16 protein-coding genes and 1 tRNA gene are annotated in these 16279 nt (G+C 45.7%); 11 read left to right on the top strand and 6 right to left on the bottom strand.

The genetic code is table 11. The features are described 5' to 3' along the window. Window positions 1-12 precede the first annotated feature (12 nt). From Vsou_RS03330 to Vsou_RS03315, 4 genes are all read left to right on the top strand, one after another. Window positions 13-702 (top strand): tRNA(Phe) 7-((3-amino-3-carboxypropyl)-4-demethylwyosine(37)-N(4))-methyltransferase, encoded by a 690-nt coding sequence (locus Vsou_RS03330; protein WP_054843409.1) that lies wholly within the window; start codon window positions 13-15, stop codon window positions 700-702. A 102-nt stretch (window positions 703-804) separates the two neighbouring features. Beyond that, complete coding sequence (locus Vsou_RS03325; protein ID WP_373286820.1) at window positions 805-1554, top strand: ABC transporter ATP-binding protein; 750 nt, start codon at window positions 805-807, stop codon at window positions 1552-1554. Between the two features lie 10 nt (window positions 1555-1564). Beyond that, a complete protein-coding gene (locus tag Vsou_RS03320) occupies window positions 1565-3229 on the top strand; it encodes an ABC transporter permease subunit (RefSeq protein WP_188602841.1) in 1665 nt (554 codons plus the stop codon). Between the two features lie 93 nt (window positions 3230-3322). After that, window positions 3323-3997: a hypothetical protein gene (locus tag Vsou_RS03315; protein ID WP_188602840.1), complete on the top strand. Its 675-nt coding sequence runs from the start codon at window positions 3323-3325 to the stop codon at window positions 3995-3997. A 19-nt stretch (window positions 3998-4016) separates the two neighbouring features. Here Vsou_RS03315 and Vsou_RS03310 read toward each other — a convergent pair whose 3' ends face one another. The 4 genes from Vsou_RS03310 to Vsou_RS03295 are packed head-to-tail and all read right to left on the bottom strand — an operon-like array spanning window position 4017 to window position 7590. Then, window positions 4017-4451, bottom strand: coding sequence for a 50S ribosomal protein L14 (locus Vsou_RS03310; RefSeq protein ID WP_188602839.1), 435 nt, complete (start codon window positions 4449-4451; stop codon window positions 4017-4019). A 41-nt stretch (window positions 4452-4492) separates the two neighbouring features. Next, entirely contained in the window at window positions 4493-6268 is a 1776-nt protein-coding gene (glyS, locus tag Vsou_RS03305; RefSeq protein ID WP_188602838.1) for a glycine--tRNA ligase, read from the bottom strand. 37 nt (window positions 6269-6305) lie between these two features. Then, entirely contained in the window at window positions 6306-7211 is a 906-nt protein-coding gene (locus Vsou_RS03300; protein WP_188602837.1) for an agmatinase family protein, read from the bottom strand. Beyond that, window positions 7201-7590, bottom strand: coding sequence for a NifB/NifX family molybdenum-iron cluster-binding protein (locus Vsou_RS03295; protein ID WP_054843405.1), 390 nt, complete (start codon window positions 7588-7590; stop codon window positions 7201-7203). The genes Vsou_RS03300 and Vsou_RS03295 overlap by 11 nt, the downstream gene beginning before the upstream one ends. A 342-nt stretch (window positions 7591-7932) precedes the next feature. Here Vsou_RS03295 and Vsou_RS03290 point away from each other — a divergent pair, with 342 nt between their 5' ends. From Vsou_RS03290 to Vsou_RS03270, 5 genes are all read left to right on the top strand, one after another. Continuing rightward, the gene (locus Vsou_RS03290; RefSeq protein ID WP_188602836.1) at window positions 7933-8493 is read left to right on the top strand and encodes a 2-oxoacid:acceptor oxidoreductase family protein; all 561 of its coding nucleotides are present in this window, start codon (window positions 7933-7935) and stop codon (window positions 8491-8493) included. Beyond that, window positions 8490-8810, top strand: a complete 321-nt coding sequence (locus tag Vsou_RS03285; RefSeq protein WP_188602835.1) for a 4Fe-4S binding protein — start codon at window positions 8490-8492, stop codon at window positions 8808-8810. Before Vsou_RS03290 ends, Vsou_RS03285 begins: the two co-directional genes overlap by 4 nt. After that, window positions 8810-10042 (top strand): ferredoxin oxidoreductase, encoded by a 1233-nt coding sequence (locus Vsou_RS03280; RefSeq protein ID WP_188602834.1) that lies wholly within the window; start codon window positions 8810-8812, stop codon window positions 10040-10042. The genes Vsou_RS03285 and Vsou_RS03280 overlap by 1 nt, the downstream gene beginning before the upstream one ends. After that, a complete protein-coding gene (gene porB, locus Vsou_RS03275) occupies window positions 10039-10986 on the top strand; it encodes a pyruvate synthase subunit PorB (RefSeq protein ID WP_054843403.1) in 948 nt (315 codons plus the stop codon). Before Vsou_RS03280 ends, porB begins: the two co-directional genes overlap by 4 nt. A 254-nt stretch (window positions 10987-11240) precedes the next feature. Next, window positions 11241-11345 (top strand) — tRNA-Ser (locus tag Vsou_RS03270). 358 nt (window positions 11346-11703) lie between these two features. Here Vsou_RS03270 and Vsou_RS03265 read toward each other — a convergent pair. Both Vsou_RS03265 and Vsou_RS03260 read right to left on the bottom strand, forming a co-directional pair. Further along, window positions 11704-12537 carry an NAD(P)-dependent oxidoreductase gene (locus Vsou_RS03265; protein WP_188602833.1) on the bottom strand — a complete coding sequence of 278 codons (834 nt, stop codon included), beginning with the start codon at window positions 12535-12537 and terminating at the stop codon, window positions 11704-11706. A 38-nt stretch (window positions 12538-12575) separates the two neighbouring features. Continuing rightward, a complete protein-coding gene (locus tag Vsou_RS03260; RefSeq protein ID WP_188602832.1) occupies window positions 12576-14003 on the bottom strand; it encodes a UbiD family decarboxylase in 1428 nt (475 codons plus the stop codon). An 82-nt stretch (window positions 14004-14085) separates the two neighbouring features. Between Vsou_RS03260 and Vsou_RS03255 the strand changes: the two genes are divergently transcribed. Together Vsou_RS03255 and Vsou_RS03250 are read left to right on the top strand one after the other, a co-directional pair. Then, entirely contained in the window at window positions 14086-15024 is a 939-nt protein-coding gene (locus tag Vsou_RS03255; protein ID WP_188602831.1) for a prenyltransferase, read from the top strand. A gap of 48 nt (window positions 15025-15072) precedes the next feature. After that, the gene (locus Vsou_RS03250) at window positions 15073-16278 is read left to right on the top strand and encodes an MFS transporter (RefSeq protein WP_229709747.1); all 1206 of its coding nucleotides are present in this window, start codon (window positions 15073-15075) and stop codon (window positions 16276-16278) included. The last annotated feature ends 1 nt before the right edge of the window (window position 16279 follow it).

Below are 16279 nucleotides of genomic sequence, written 5' to 3'. Positions count from 1 at the left end.
ATACTGCATAAAATGGTAAGGACAAACTTCGATGCTCGCAAGTCTATATTCGTCAAGAGATTGATTGAGGAGGGGATTCAGCGTAGAGTTGATTTTGACATTTATGACTTCCTACTGGCCTTTAATAAGTCATTGAGTGATTACTACACGACAAGTAGTTGTAGTGGTCGTATTGCCCTGGCCAAGGCCACACGACTCAGTTACTCAAAGGGTTCAGGGCTATTTAAATTCATTACTAAATGGCATAGGCCGGTTACTTATAGTGAGGTTGCTAATGTTATTAACGGGATTAGTGATGATGACGTATGGCTACTCGTTAGGGCACCAATAATGCACTTCATAGCCAGGGATTTAAATGGCGCATTGAAGATCCTGAGAATAGCTAGGGAGACCGGGTTTAAACATAGTGGTATTTACTCGGTGACTCGTGATGGCGTTGTGGTTGAGGTTCAAGGCGAGGATCGCTTTGAGGTGCCTCTAGTCATCAACGGCAAGTTGATTACGGATATAGATAAATTGAGGGATATTATTGATATTGCCAATGAGACACTGATGTTCGGTAAGTTTAGACTAGCCCACCTAATTCGGTTAATTGAAACTAGGTTACTTGGTAAGGAGCTTGGTGATATGCCTAAAACCTACTTCCAAGAATCATACAGAGAATTTCGCATTAAGGACGCGAGTATTAATGAATTGATGTGATTAGGTATGGCGCCAGTTTTCACAGAATAAGTTTTTTAAGTAATTCCTTAATCGTCAGTCGGTGGGACCATTGCAACATTAAAGGAAGCAGTCCTTGAGGTAATTAACATTAATTATAGCTATAAGACTGAGAAGGGCCCCATACCTGTACTCAAGGACATAAGTTTCAAGGTTTATTCCCAGGAATTCGTATCAATAGTCGCACCCACTGGCACGGGAAAAACAACCCTGCTCAAGATAATAGCTGGCCTAAGAAAACCTGACAGTGGTAAGGTCATCCTCATGGGTGAGGAGGTCAGGGGTCCAACACCCAAGCTTGCCATGATATTCCAGGACTTCGCCCTCTATCCCTGGCTCACGGCACTTGAGAATGTGGAATTAGCCCTACTCCATAGGAAGGACCTCAGTAAGGAGGTTAGGAAGGAAATTGCCAGGAAGTACCTTGAGTTAGTTGGTCTCAGTGGATTTGAGGATTATTATCCAAGGGAATTGAGCGGTGGTATGAAGCAGAGGGTCGCTATTGCAAGGGCATTGGCTGCCCAGCCAATGGTTTTGTTGATGGATGAGCCCTTTGCAAACCTTGATGCAATAACGGCCGAGGGTTTAAGGGCCGAGATATACAATATGGTGTTTAATGAGGAGTCCACCGTGAAGGCGATCGTGATGGTCAGCCACAATTTAGAGGAGGTCGTGGAATTAAGTGACAAGGTTATAATACTCGGTGGGAGACCGGCGAGTATTATAGCCGAGGTTGAGGTAAGACTACCGAGACCCAGGAATACCAGGGATGTGGAGTTCCAGGACTACCTAGATAGACTATACTCATTATTATCCATAAGTCTCAAGGTTTAGGTGATGGAGTATGGTACTATGGTCAGTGGTGCTGTTGGCGTTTCTAGCAACACTTGCGACCTTTGGTAGGGTTGCCCTCACCATAATGCTGGGTATAGTGCTTGGTTGGTTTCTTGGTTATGCTGCTGCAAAAAATGGGCTTTTTGAGAGAGTGTTCCTATCATTGACGCAGACCCTTGAGTCTGTCCCTGTCATAACCTTCTTTCCAATAGTCCTGATTTTCTTCGTTAAGTCAATAGGTGGTTACATAGGGACCGAGTTGGCTGTTGACTTTCTTGTTTTCACTGCGGTTGTTTGGAATATATGGGTTGGTGAGTATGAGGCCATTAAGACGGCGCCCCAGTCACTCGAGGATGCCACAGAAATGCTTAACCTGGGCTTCTGGGGTAAGTTTAGGTATCTATACATACCTGTTACAATGCCTAGGGTTGCCGGTAATGTCTTAGTAAGTTTCGCTGATGCATTGTTCTACATAGTGGTCAGCGAGGTCGTTACCCTAGGCACGACACAATACTCAGTGTTTGGTATAGGGGCGTTGGTGGCATCATGGACAAGTAGGGGTGAGTGGACAGCTGCACTTACTGGACTTGGTGTATTGGTGATTATGGTAACCGCAGTACTATTCGGAATACTTAGGCCATTCGTTGATTGGGCGGTTAAGTATAGTTATGACCCATTTATGGAAATAACAAGAACCAGGATCAGGAGGCCCATAATAACCAGTCGCGTTAGGTCCCTGGCAGCCAGGAACATTAGGTATTTAAGGAGGGTAACGGCTGTTGAAGACGCCATAATGCCCATATTCATTAGGGCATCGAGTTATGCCGTTAGGCATAGATTACTGGTAAGACCTAGACCTAGGAACATAGTAACTCAGTCTGAGAGGTATATTGGCATAGGCATTGCTGTTCTAATTATTGGATTAATTACTTATTCGATTTATGAATCCTGGGAAACCACCTGGGTCCCTATCATAAATGATCTATACAAATACGGTTTACTTTACCTTTATTACCTCGGGCTTGATTGGTTAAGGGTTGTCCTGGTCACAGCCTCGGCAATTCTGACGGCCATTCCCGTTAATTACCTAATGGTGACACATAGGAGGATTGAAGCTATTTTATTGCCAATCCTTGAGGATCTTGCATCAATACCTGTATCGGCTTACTTGCCGTTGATTGCCATACCCTTCATAACGTATTTAGCCATGAACCTTGGTCTGCATATGTCGCTTGAAGTACTTGTTTTCATTGTTGCCTACCTAAGTACTGCTTGGTACGTGATTTATAACATGTACGTGGGCATGAAGACTATTCCCAGGAGTTTGTGGGACGTGGCGGAAAACCTGAGGTTAAGTACCTGGCAGAGACTTAGAAGGTTGGCGATTCCGGGCGCCATGCCTGCCACAATAACGGGTTTAGCAAGTACGGTGGGTTCGACATGGGGAGGACTTGAAGTTGCTGAGTATATCCAGGGACTTAATGGGCGTATCTACATGGTTAATGGATACACTGCCCTAATGGATTATTACACGGCTATAGGGAATATCATTGGACTTGAGGCCATGAGTCTAATACTCGCCATAAATGTGATACTGCTGAGTGTTTTCCTATGGAGGAAATTATTCAGGCTGGCTAGAGAGAGGTACAGGCTTGAGGGAGCCATTACGCTTTAATTTCACTATAATATGTTCCACGTCGATACCATGGATTGTGTGCAATAAGGTTTATAAGTATTCTAATGCATTCACATAAATAATTGAGTACTTATGGCTAAGGACAACACGGAACAGGGGACCGAGGAGACCTACTCAAGGACAACCATAATGGTTCCTAAGAACATAGCCTCTGACCTATCACGCGTCGCCAAATCCAGGGGAAGAACCTTATTTCATGTTGCTGGCGAAGGACTCAAATTAACCGCCGAATTAATTAAAGATGGATTTGAACCATCGGACTTAGTTTACTTCTGGAGGTTATATAAAGTGCTTAGTTCCATGGACGTAATACCAATGCCCATGAAATTAATTGAGGAGGTTTGCTCCTATATGACGTCCCTGTTAATTGACCTATACAAGAACAATAATATACCAAGTGATATTAGGGAAAATGCAGGTAAGGCCCTGGGTGAGTTATGGAGCATTTATGAGAAGTATGGCCACCAGGTCGGTGCATTGGTCAGGATGGAATTTGAAGACCTAGAGGAACTCCTTGAGGCGGTTTCAAGAATAAGTCGATTATTAGCAGTTAGGCATGTCGAGATTAAGAAGTTGGGTCCAAACGCAATTGAGTTAATGGCGATAGGACCCAGTGGAGCCACTGATACTGGCAATAAGGCACTCACATCGTTTATTAGGGGGTTCGTTGCACAATATGATTACGAGGTCGCGTCCGAGGAAGCAAAAGCAAACGTACTTAGGGTAGTTCTCCAGAAGAAGTCTTAATCGTTAGGTTAAAACTAGATTAAATTATTATTGTTGCTAAATTCGATATACCCGGCCATCTTAGGGCTGCCTCCATAGCCACTGGCCCATGTATCTCACTACCCTTTGGGGCGCCGTTTTCATCAGTAATCACCACCGCATTATCTTCAAAGGTTATCCAGGTACCATCAGGTCTCCTGTACGGCTTTCTCTGCCTAATAACAATTGCCCTAAGTATCTGCTTCCTAACCTCCGGCTTGCCCTCAACTACACTGACAACCACCATATCACCCACTGAGGCGCCAGGAACCTCCCTATGAACGGGTTTTGCTATATGCCCAATTACACCAATTATCCTAACAAGCTTAGCACCACTATTATCCGCAACAGGGACTAGGCTATTCATGAATATGCCGGGAGTCTTATGGAATCTCCAGCTAACACCTACCTGACGTGCACCACCCCTCTTCGCCATCGGCAGTGAGAATAGGGCTTGGTTTTATAAGCTTATCTAATTCATTCCCTAACAATAACTTGAAGCCCCATTAACCTGGCTATGTCATTAACAGACAGTTTTTTCGAGATTGCCTCCTCCATTACCCTAATAACGCCATTAGCACCAACCCTGACCTGGGCCCTCGTATCCCTATCCCTTATTGTAACCGTATTGTCAACAGGCGTTTTATCATCTATGGTTATAGCAAATGGTACACCAATCGAGTCATACTTAGCATACCTACTCCCTATTGCGCCATCATCGTCATAAATAGCCCTAATTCCAAACATTGACAATTCCCTATATATACTCCTGCCTATACTCACATATTCCTGCTTTCTTATTATTGGTAACACGGCAACCTTAATTGGCGCAAGATCAGGTGGCAACTTAAGTAATGGTTTGCCATTAATCTCAGTATATGCGTGCTCCAGAGCGACATAGATGATCCTGTCAACGCCAAAGGATGGCTCAATATCATGTGGAATAAATCTCTCAACATGAACCTTTCTCTTCTCCTCCTTTATGAAAACCATATCGCTGGTTATCGTGTAGCCATCAATAACCGCCTTACCCCTACTATTGAGTTCATTAATTAGCCAATTAGGGTCGGCCTTTCCAAGGGCCTGCATAACCCTAGACATTTCATTACCGAAAACCTCCCTAATCCTCTGCGGATTCGGGTAAACCCTAGCCTCAACAGTTTCCTTCGGTATGGCCAGTCTCCTGTCAACACTCATGTCATAACCACTGTACTTTGCGTGCCTACTGAGGTCATAATCAGTCCTGTACGCATGGCCGCTAACCTCAACCCAACCAAACCTCTCACTATAAACCATCTGGTCAAAGCTGGCCGCTGAGTAATGGGCTCTCTCCTCAGGTAGTTTGGCGAGGAAGTATTGGTGATCGAGTGGTATACCGAGTTCATTCATGTATATTGTGGCGAGGCCCATGAAGAGCGCCATCCACTCATTAGGTACAATACCGCTTTCAACAACCTCCCTAGGCCTGAACTCCCTGGGCTCCTTAACGCCGGCGGCAACATCCTTCTCCGGTATTATCCTCAACTTAACATCCAACTCATCAAGATATGGGCACTTGGCATTTTCTGGATCGAAGAAGAACTCAATCTCCATCTGGGTGAATTCCCTAAGCCTTATCAGGCCCTGCCTGGGCGATATCTCATTCCTACCAACCTTGCCAATCTGCGCTATACCAAACGGCAGTTTCCTACCCACTAGGTTAAATACCCTTGGGAATGATACGAACATTCCCTGGGCCGTCTCAGGCCTAAGGTAACCAATGTTGTCGCTGTAGGGCCCTATTGTGGTTTGAAACAATAGGTTAAAGGGTTTGACGTTACCCAATTCACCATTGCAGGCCGGGCACTTAATATTGTACTTCTTAATTAACTCATCAAGTTCCTCAAGGCTCAGTCCCTCAGTCTTCACGGAAATACCCCTCTTACCGAGTTCCTCCTCTATCAAGTGATCAGCCCTGAATCTACGACCACACTTAGTGCATTCAACAATCGAGTCCGTGAAATGCTCAAGATGCCCACTGGCCTCAAAAACAATCCTCGGCATAACAATAGGCGTCTCTATCTCGACTATGAGGTCTTGGTACGGATAAATGAAGACCCTGCGCCACTTCTCAATGACATTCCTTTTGAACTCCACACCAAGTGGCCCATAGTCATAGAACCCACCTACCTCAGCCTTACTCCTATAAATCTCAAAGCTGGGGTAGAAGAATCCATTCTCGCTCATTAACTCCATAAATTTCTCGATGTCCATTCAACACGGTAACTGCTGGGCATATTTAAATAAATTTTCATAGATAATTAAGTACATCAAGGATCAACCTAGCCATTGCAGGTAGCGACATTAAGCCTGGATCATTAGGCGGTGAGTATTCAACGAGATCCACAGCCTTAACTCTGAAACCACCGTAATCAAGGACGGCCCTAATAACCCTCAAGAGCTCACCGTAACTAAGCCCAAAGCCCTCTGGATTGCCGACGCCAGGCATTATTGATGGATCAAGAACATCAACATCAATACTTAAATGAATAGGCCCAGGATAACTACCAAGCGAATCCCTTATTACATTCCTGAGCTCATAACTTTCCATAAGCTTAATATCCCTTGTCAGCAAAAGCATGGAGTTATCGAGATCCCTCACAAAGGAGATTTCCTCCTTATCATAAACCCTAGGGCCAAGAAATAACAGTAATTGAGGATTGACTGAATTAACAATGTGCCTTACGAACGTGGCATGCGATAGAGACTGACCCACGGGCCACTCCTCCCTTGAATCCAGGTGCGCATCAACATGAACATAAATGCCGTATGAACCCTGGGAGTCGCTTACCGCCCTAGCGACGCCGAGGCTCATCGTATGCTCACCGCCAATACTAATTACCCTGCCCCACTTATTAATGACTTCCTTAACAACAGACCTAATTCTTTCCATGTTCACATTTACAATACCCTGGAGTAGTGTTAAGTCACCCAAGTCGCAGGCTTTATTAAGCACGTCAATGCCCAAGTCCTCTGTAGGCGTGAACTCAAAGTACTGACTCCAGGAACGAATAACACCTGGTGCAAACCTCGTACCAGGCCTAAAACTAACAGTGTCCTCAATTGGCACACCGAGTATGGGGATCCCAGAACCGCACCTTGGTATCCCAAATAATGTGTATTGGGAACTAACATAGAAATTAATATCATTGCTCATGGAAAACCGCCTCCATGATCCTTTCCTTTACGGCTAGAAAACTTGAGTAAATAACCTCACCCAGGTCTACGTGCTTGGATGCCCTAGTGAGATCAACATTAAGCCTCTCGCCTACATTAATGGCATAAATCCCAACGCCGGCTTTTCTTAATATTTGATAGGATGGAAAGCATAGTGAACCGTGTGGTGCAATAACCACATCAGCACCAAGTTCCACGCACCTACTTGCAACCATAGGTCTCTTACTGACTGAACTCAATGCAGGGTTAATCTCCCTGTGAATAATCACACCGTCTCTAACCAAAATAAGGTACCTGGCCCTGGAAAAGAGATTGAATGATAAATCCTCATCAACTGTAGTGCATATTACTTGACTCATGATGCGACTACACCGTTAAAACACACCCTTATTAATATTTATAATTAAAACCACACAGAAAGCCCATTAAAGGATAAGTAATACTCAGGTACTACTTTACAAAAACCTATTTTAATGAAATAACTAAGAATCAAATTAGAGCCCATACCTGCCTTGCATTCACGCCATTGGTACGAACCCAACGACCCGGCCAAAACCGGGCCGCTGGGCCCCACGCATCAATGGCGTGGGTGCATGCAGGGGGCAAATCCTGTTTTTAAGCAATTATTCTCAATGCCTTATTTATGGGAATATAGAATAAAGGGTTTATAAAAGAGCTCTATAACGAGACATTGATCGAGAATGGGTGATTCAACGGTAGAAATAACATTCTTCGGCAGGGGAGGTCAGGGTGCTGTAACAGCTGCACAAATAATTGCCCAGGCAGCAATTAGGCGTGGTTTATTCGCAAGCGCCTTTCCTGAGTATGGCGCAGAGCGTAGGGGCGCGCCAGTTAGGGCCTACGTTAGGCTATCCAGGGAACCGGTGCTTGCCAGGGAACCCATTGAAAAACCTGATATCTCCGTTGTTTTTGATACCAGATTATTGAGCGTTTTTAACATACCTGCGATAACCAAGAGCTACATAGTGATCAATGCACTGAGTATTGACGATGCCAGGCAATCCGTGGGTAAGTTCAGTGGTAAGGTGGTTTATGTCAATGCCTATGAGATATCCACGAAGCACCTGGGCAAACCAATAGTAAATACCACAATGCTTGGTGCACTGCTTAAGGTACTTGACCTAGTTGATGTGGATACAGTTAAGGGCCTAGTCCTAGAGACATTCGGTAAGAGGCTCGGCAAGTCAAACATAGAGGCACTGGAAGAGGCTTATAAAGTGGCTGAGGTGATCGTGCTATGATGAAGCAATTAACCTGGAAAGACTTGCCAATTGGAGGTACCGTTGTTGAACCAGGCAATGCGCGCAGGAACCTCACTGGTTCTTGGAGGACTGAGAGACCCGTTATTGACCAGGATGCGTGTATTAGGTGCAGAATATGCTGGATGTACTGCCCTGAACCGGCAATACTTGAATTGAAGAAGCCCTATGCAACGAAGGCCGGTAAGAGGTATGACTTGACTTATGAGATTGATTATGATCACTGCAAGGGCTGCGGAATATGCGCCCATGAATGCCCAGTCAAGGCAATAAAGATGGTGCCAGAGGTGACTGGATAATGGCAGTCGCTAAGGCCTTGAGCACTAGGGAGGAGGTTGTTAAGGAACGCGTTGGCTTAACATCTAATTATGCTGCTGCCTATGCTGTTAAAACTGTTGATGTTGATGTGATTGCAGCATACCCAATAACGCCACAAACAACTATAATAGAGAAATTGGCGGAGTTTGTGGCCAACGGTGAAATAGACGCTGAGTATATACCGGTGGAGTCTGAGCACAGTGCATTATCTGCAGTTGTTGGTGCAGCGGCGACTGGTGCTAGGGTGTTCACAGCAACGTCTGCCCAGGGTCTTGAGTTCATGCATGAAGTACTCTATATTGCCTCTGGTCTTAGGCTTCCAATAGTCATGGCAGCCCCCGGCAGGGCACTATCGGCGCCAATAAGTATTCATGGTGATTACCAGGACATAATGAGCGCCAGGGATTCTGGTTGGGTTATTATGATTGCCTCCAGTGCCCAGGAGGTTTATGATTCAATAATCATGGCATACAGGATCGCAGAGGACAACAGAGTCCTACTACCAGTCATGGTCTCATACGACGGATTCCTAATGAGCCACACCACAGAACCAGTGGAACTATACCACGAGGAGTACGTTAGGAAATTCACACCCAGGAACCTAAATAGGCCTAGGCTTGACCCAAGGAAACCAATGACTATTGGAGTTATTGCAAGCCCTGATTGGTATTATGAAATTAAGTATCAAGCGATTAATGCGCTCAAGGAATCGAAGAACGTTATTAAGGAGACTCATAACGAGTTCAATAAGGCCTTTGGGACTAACTATGACATTGTAGAGAAGTACATGCTTGACGATGCAGACTACGTATTAATAACCTATGGTGGAGCATCAAGCGGTAATGCCAAGGAAGCAGCCAGAAGAGCCAGAGAGAGGGGACTAAGGGCTGGCGTTTTGAGACTAAGGCTATTTAGGCCATTCCCCACGGACGAGGTTGTGAGCGCCATTAAGTACTCCAAGGTGGTAGCTGTTGTTGACAGAGCTTTGTCTCCGGGTAACACGTATGAGGGCCCTGTATTTAACGACGTAGTTTCAGCACTTTACAATAAGGGCATTAATAAGCCAGTAATCTCCGTAGTGCACGGCATATCTCAAAGAACAATGTTGTCTGACGACTTCTATAATCTTTATAAAAAGCTTGATGAGTATGCCAAGACTGGTGAATATCCAAGGAAGACAATATTCATAGGATTGAGAGGTGGTGAAGCATGAAGGTGTACTTCAGGACAATAAAGGACTTGCCTGTGGACGAGTATTTCGGGCCCGGGCAATTAACCTGTGCTGGTTGTGGACCATCAATTGCGATTAGGTGGATCCTTAAGGCCGCTGGTTCCGATGTGATTATTGTTAACGCCACAGGTTGTATAGAGGTAACCTCGACATCATACCCATATACTGCATGGAGCGTGCCCTACCTACATGTGGCCTTTGAAAATGCAGCCGCAGCCGCCTCAGGCGCGGAATCCGCACTAAAGGTACTTAGGAGGAAGGGTATGTTAGACGCCAAGGCCAAGGTCATAGCCATTGCCGGTGATGGTGGTACTTATGATATTGGTTTGCAGGCTCTCAGTGGTATGCTTGAGCGTGGTCATGGCGTGCTCTATGTGCTTTATGATAATGAGGCCTACATGAACACAGGAATACAGAGAAGCGGAGGAACACCGCACTTTGCCTGGACAACAACATCCCCAGTGGGCAGTAAGTTAAAGGGTAAAGTCCAGAGGAAGAAGGATATAATGAGCATCGTCATTGGGCATCACATACCATATGCAGCAACAGCAAACCTAGCCTACCCAATAGACCTAGCCAACAAGGTAAAGACAGCCCTTGACTACCTTGATGAGGGCCCGGCATTCATACACGTACTGGCACCATGCCCACCAGGCTGGCGCTACCCAGAGGAAATGACTGTGGAAATAGCCAGACTAGCCACAGAGACAGGTTACTTCCCACTATACGAGTGGGACCACGGCATGATAAGGTTCAACCCACCAAGCAATACCCACTTTGACAAATCAAAGAGAAAACCAATAACCGAGTACCTAAAGAGACAGGGTAGGTTCGCCCATTTAACTGAAGAGAATATTAAGGAAATCGAGAAGGAAATCGACGAATACTGGGACTACCTATCAAAGCTCGTAAAGACCTTTGGATAAATCAATCCCCAATATACAATAATAAAAATAAGAAAATCATTCATTACTGGAAAAATAAAATCACAAAAACTAATGTAAAACCAAGGCAATAAGTTTAAGGAATAAAGGACATATGAAATACCGACCTAGTGTATTTCGGTAATAATAAAAATACGACAACCAGGAAGTTAAGCTGGAAATAATAACAATGACACTGCTTGAAAATACCCAAAAATGGGCAAAACTTTAAATCACAGATAATGGCCTATTGAATCGCCGGGGTGGCCGAGCTAGGTCCAAGGCGCGGGCCTGGAGACCCAACGACCCAGCTAGTCCGTCCCCGCAAGGGGGCCCGGGTTCAAATCCCGGCCCCGGCACCATCAACATAATCATTACAATTATTTCCGTAATTGGTTCAGTGGGTATAGTCGTGAAGTACGGCGTGGTTTGAATTAGGATTTAAATTTATAGTATAGTAATGTTACTTTGATTGCGTGAGGTTTAATGGTTCATATTAGGAAGATTATGATTGAAGAGATTAGGGGAAGAAGGTTTAATTACTGGCTTAACCTGCATGACTTTTATCATAACCTGGGTCTTTTAATTTCTAAATCCGGCAATGCCAATGAGGTATTAAATTCCGAAGGTGAAATACGGTCTATAATTAACTTATTGAAAAAGGATTAGCCGTGGCGCTTCGGTTAAGGATTCAACGTAATGCGTCCTTGCACTTTAGATTTACTTCTTTAGGATCTCAGCTGCCTCGGAGAAGTCCCCCTTCCCTTTACCTTCATTCCTGGCTATCTCAAGGATTTTGTCGATCATGTTCATTATCGGTAACGACCTGCCCTTGCTCATTGAGTGCTTTATTGTTTCATCAACCACGTATTTAGCGAGGTCTATTGAGAAGGACTCTGGGTAGTTACCGCTTAGTATCCAGGGTAGCCTGGTCCTTAGTTGCGCCGAGTCGGCCCCGCTCATGCTTAGTGCCTTGACTAGGGTATTTGTGTCTAGGCCCACGTCCTTCATTATTGGCGATAGTTCGGCCAATATCATGGTGTTGGCTATGATTATTGACGTACTGATTAACTTAAGTAGTGCGGCTTGCTCGTGGGTACCAATGTAGATCGGAGTGCCCAGTTGCCTAAGGAATTCCTCTGATTGCCTATACAGTTGTTCATCACCGCCAATAAACATCACGAGAGACCCACTCTCAGCCTGTCTTGGTCCGCCCTCAAGTCTAGCGGTTATGTACCTAAACCCCCTGTTACGGACTATGGAGAGTACCTGCTCAAGCTCCGCCAGACTCATCGTTGTTGTGTCTATTACCACGGAGTTAGTACCTAATTCACTCAGTACCTGGGTGGACTCCCCGCCCGTGGGCAATGCGAGCACTACGTAATCAACATCGCCGCACTGCTCCATGCTGTCCACCGTCTTCACGCCGGCATTACCTAAGGCCGTGTATATGGACTTATTGACATCATAGCCATAGACCACGTGACCCCTATTAACGAGATTTACGGCCATGCCCCTACCCATCCTACCCAATCCGATTACACATGTCCTCATTATCCAGTTAGTGGTTTAAGCCCTAAATATACATATCGTCAATTCCTTGACTTGCCCAAGATTGAGTCCACAATCCTCCTAACCCTATTAATCACGTCACTTGGCGCAGTAGCATCCATTGGGTACTCTCTACCGCCATATTCTTCAGGGAGTTTCCTGGTGGCATCGATGCCAACCTTACTGCCCAGGTTTGGAACTGGTGTTGATGGGTCGAGCTCCTCCACTGGGTAATTATCAATTATTAGTATGTCCCTTGACGGATTAACGTGAGCGGCTACTGCGTACATTACCTGGCCCCAATCTCTCACATTAACATCATCATCAACGACTATCATTAACTTACCTAATACTGGTACTAGGCCCCATAGTGTAGTCATGACCCTCCTTGCATGCCCTGGGTACCTCTTCCTAATGGATGCGATGATTACGAACCCTAAACCCTCAGGAGGTATTTCCAGGTCAACAAGCTCCGGCAGTAACAACCTGAGCGGTGACTTTACTACCTTGGTTCCAAACCTTATGATATTACCATCCTCAAGTACAGGCTTTCCGGTTACTGTAACAGGTACTATTGGGTTCCTTCTTGAGTAAATAGCCTTAACCTTGACCACAGGGTACTCCTTGGCTATTGAGTAAACACCGACATGGTCACCAAATGGCCCCTCCCTAACGTACTCACCCGTTAACTCACCCTCAATGACCAACTCCGCATTCGCCGGATACTCAACATCCACCGTCGAACCCCTCACTAACTCAACGCCCTCACCCCTAAGCACTCCGGTAACCAGGAGCTTATCCAGTGGGTGTGGTATTGACACGCCAGCCATGAGCATGGTCACGGGGTCAGGACCAAATACGATTGCTACCTCGGCCTTATCACCGAGCTCTCCGTACATTGCGCTCCTACGCCAGGGCTGCCAATGCATCACGAACCTATCCCTACCAATCACCTGCAACCTATAGTAGCCGAAGTTCCTGTAATTGCCGTACTTGACGAATGTTATTCCGAAGGTAATGAACCTACCAGGTTCATGAACCCACTGCCTAATGGCCGGAATTTTCGTTAAATCAATGGCGCTCCACTCTTGTTCCTTCACAGCTCCATTACCCACGTTTTTGGGGAAGTATTGCGAAAACTTCCTTAGTTCATTAATGGATTTTAGTGCATCCGCTAAACCCTGGGGAACCCTTATATTCAATAGATCCGCCAGTCTTGAGGTTGCTATTTCTGGGTCGTTATTTTCCATGGAAAGCATAACTCTGTCCCACTTACCAAAGAGGTTACCGACTATTGGTAGGGTACCCTCCTTGGTTCTTTCAATAATTACGGCTGGCCCACCCCTATACATTAGTTCCCTTAATAATGCGGCAACCTCAAGGTCAACACTGAGCGGTTCATCAATCCTAATTAATTCATTCCTCTCCTCCAAGACCTTGATGAAAGCCCTAAGGTCCTTAATTACCACGATCAATCAATGTCTGCCTTAGCAAATATTAATTTCCTCCATGGAAAGCCTTAAAACGCCTAGACCCAGGTTTCGCGCTGTAATGAACATCAAGACTTGGTTGATATCATTTAGTCCAACCACGTTGACGAGCGCCTTCTCATCAGTAACCCTGGGAACTGCACTTGCCTGGTACCTAGACAATAGGTTTAACCCAATAATTTACATAATAACACTAACAGCCCTACTTCTCGCCCAGGCGGGGGTTAACCTGGTGCATGATTATTACGATTACCTAAGCGGTGTAGACAAACTATACAGGGCAAGCGGCTTCTCCCACAGGCCACACCCAATAATAGACCTTAGGTTAAGCCCGAGGAGCGTGATTACGGTGGGTTATGCCCTACTTCTAGTGGCATTTGCCTCCGGCATTTACCTATTTACCCTAATTGGGTGGTTAGTACTTGTGTTGGCATTAGTAGGACTAGTAATTGGCGTTGGGTATAGTATACCACCACTTAAGTTTCATTATAGGGGCTATGGGGAGATACTTGCCGCAATAGCGATGGGGCCCCTCGTTACGTGGGGCTCATACATAGTCCAGACAGGCATATACACAAACCCAGCGCCGTTAGTTGTTGGAATACCAAACGGATTATTCACACTACTTATACTCATTGGTTCAGGAGCCCTAGAGATAGATGCCTGCAGGGCAGTTGGTAAGATAACACTCGTGCTCCTCGTGGGCATTAGAAACACGAAGTACGTGGTCTACATAACCATAGCACTGATGTACCTGGCAATAATAGCCTCAGCAATACTGCACTACTTGCCATACACATCCCTGATAACCCTACTCCTAATTCCACGCACTATAAGACTGGCTGGACCACTACTAAGTGGTGATGAGAACGTGGTGAGGAGTAGGTGGAAAGAACTTAGGAATCTGTGGGCTGGGCCATTTAGCGTCAGGTTAATAATCCTCATAATACTCATAATAACAATGATAATCGCACGAATATACCCACCACTCTCAGTTTAATTAGCTATATTGGAAATAACTTAAAATTGCATTAATCGACGGAGTAATGTGAGTAAACAGGGAAGTATTGAGGTAATTAGGCGCAGGGCCATAATCAGCGCATACCTTGGATGGATCATGGATGGTTACGACGCACTCCTGGTCACACCAATAATGCCATTACTAGGTGAATTATTCTTCCCAGGGCCATACTCACTACTTGGTGGACTATCAACCCTAGTAGCCACCCTAGTGGGTAGGCCCCTGGGTTCCATTACTATGGGCTACGTGGGGGACGCATTCGGCAGGAGAATCGGGCTTCTGGTTACGGTACTTGGTTACAGCCTGTCTGCCCTAGCCATAGCACTACTACCAACCTACGCAGTCGCAGGGGTGATGGCACCATTAGCCCTATTAACCCTCAGGTTCCTGCAGGGAATCTTCCTAGGCGGTGAATGGGGGCCGGGGACTGCTATGATCATGGAATGGAGCAAGTGGAGGAGGGAAATTGCATCGGCATTCGTACAGAGCGGTTACCCGATAGGGGTTGTCATAGCAACTATAGTCAATATCCTGTTCCTCACCTACATGGGTCCATCGTCCTTCAATACCTACGGTTGGAGGATCTACATGGGCACTGGCGCAGTTATTGCAGTGATTGCATTCGTGATTAGGAACAGGCTCCTTGAGTCACCAATATGGTCAAAACCAAGGACCAACCCACTAACCCTGCTATTCAAGCACGGCGGTGCCCAATTGGGGCTCAGCATACTATTCACGGGAGGCCTACTAACAATTTATTATTCCACATACCTAATATACTCGGATTTCCTGAAGGCAATAGGCGCAGTGAGTATAATACCCAGTGTAATGCTCATCTCAACAATAGCCGCAGTCATGGCCGTACTACTCGCTGGGCCACTAGCCCTGGTCATTAACTACAGGTGGCTTATAATTGGTACATTGGCAATATCGTTGGCCTATGCACCGATAGCACTAATACTACAACCAAGCCTCGTCAACCTAGTTATGCTAGCATTCATTGAGAACTTCGCAATGGGGCTCGTACCATACGTACTGATAGATAAATTCAATGTTCAATACAGGGCAAGCGGCCTCGGTGTCGCATACAACTGGGGTCTACTCATTGGTGGCTGGATGCCGCTAATTGTTGGTTTAGTAAGCCCCATGAGCCTAGGTATGATCATAATGATGGCGATAGGAATTGCCCTGGTGATAATAGGCCTAATAACACTGTCAAGGACCAAGAAATAAG

Source organism: Vulcanisaeta souniana JCM 11219 (assembly GCF_026000775.1).
Taxonomy (GTDB): domain Archaea; phylum Thermoproteota; class Thermoprotei; order Thermoproteales; family Thermocladiaceae; genus Vulcanisaeta; species Vulcanisaeta souniana.
The sequence above is the reverse complement of the archived record's forward strand: the minus strand, read 5'-3'. Positions and strand labels throughout refer to the sequence as shown.